The 1,233-nt window shown below is 59.2% G+C and carries 1 protein-coding gene; it reads right to left on the reverse strand.

Annotated elements, in window-relative coordinates; all coding sequences use genetic code 11:
- Positions 1-57 precede the first annotated feature (57 nt).
- A partial coding sequence (tuf, locus tag ACR0J4_RS23085; protein WP_170644490.1) for an elongation factor Tu occupies positions 58-1,233 on the reverse strand: 1,176 nt, incomplete at its 5' end.

The following is a 1,233-nucleotide window of genomic DNA, read 5'->3' on the forward strand; positions in this document are numbered from 1 at the left end:
ACAAAAAAAGGGCGTCCCGAGGGACGCCCTTTCCGTCTGATCATTCGCTTGCGCGACTTATTCAGTGATTTTCGACACAACGCCGGCGCCGACGGTGCGGCCGCCTTCGCGGATCGCGAAGCGCAGGCCCTGCTCCATCGCGATCGGCGCGATCAGCTCAACGCCGAACGACACGTTGTCGCCAGGCATGACCATCTCGGTGCCTTCCGCCAGGGTCACGGTGCCGGTCACGTCAGTGGTCCGGAAGTAGAACTGAGGACGGTAGTTCGCGAAGAACGGAGTGTGACGACCGCCTTCTTCCTTGGTCAGGATGTAGGCTTCGGCTTCGAACTTGGTGTGCGGTGTAACCGAACCCGGCTTACACAGAACCTGGCCACGCTCAACGCCGTCACGATCCACACCACGCAGCAGCGCGCCGATGTTGTCGCCTGCTTCACCGCGGTCCAGCAGCTTGCGGAACATTTCAACGCCGGTGCAGGTGGTTTTCGAAGTGTCGCGGATGCCGACGATTTCGATTTCGTCACCAACGTTGATCACGCCACGCTCAACACGACCGGTCACAACGGTACCACGGCCCGAGATCGAGAACACATCTTCGATCGGCATCAGGAACGGCTGGTCAACAGCACGCTCAGGGGTGTCGATGTAGTCATCAACCGCCGCCATCAGCTCCTTGATCTTCTCTTCACCGATTTCAGGCTTGTTGCCTTCCATCGCGGCCAGAGCCGAACCTGCAACGATCGGAATATCGTCGCCGGGGTATTCGTAGCTGGACAGCAGTTCGCGAACTTCCATCTCAACCAGTTCCAGCAGCTCTTCGTCGTCAACCTGGTCAACTTTGTTCAGGAACACGACCATCTTCGGGATGCCAACCTGGCGGCCCAGCAGGATGTGCTCGCGGGTCTGCGGCATCGGGCCATCAGCGGCGTTCACAACCAGGATCGCGCCGTCCATCTGAGCGGCACCGGTGATCATGTTCTTGACGTAGTCGGCGTGGCCGGGGCAGTCAACGTGCGCGTAGTGGCGGTTCTCGGTCTCGTATTCCACGTGGGCGGTCGAGATGGTGATGCCGCGCGCTTTCTCTTCCGGCGCACCGTCAATCTGGTCATACGCTTTGAAGTCACCAAAATACTTGGTGATCGCTGCGGTCAGCGTCGTCTTGCCGTGGTCAACGTGGCCAATCGTGCCAATGTTGACGTGCGGTTTTGTACGCTCAAACTTTTCCTTTGCCAT

This window comes from Ruegeria sp. B10 (genome assembly GCF_056539825.1).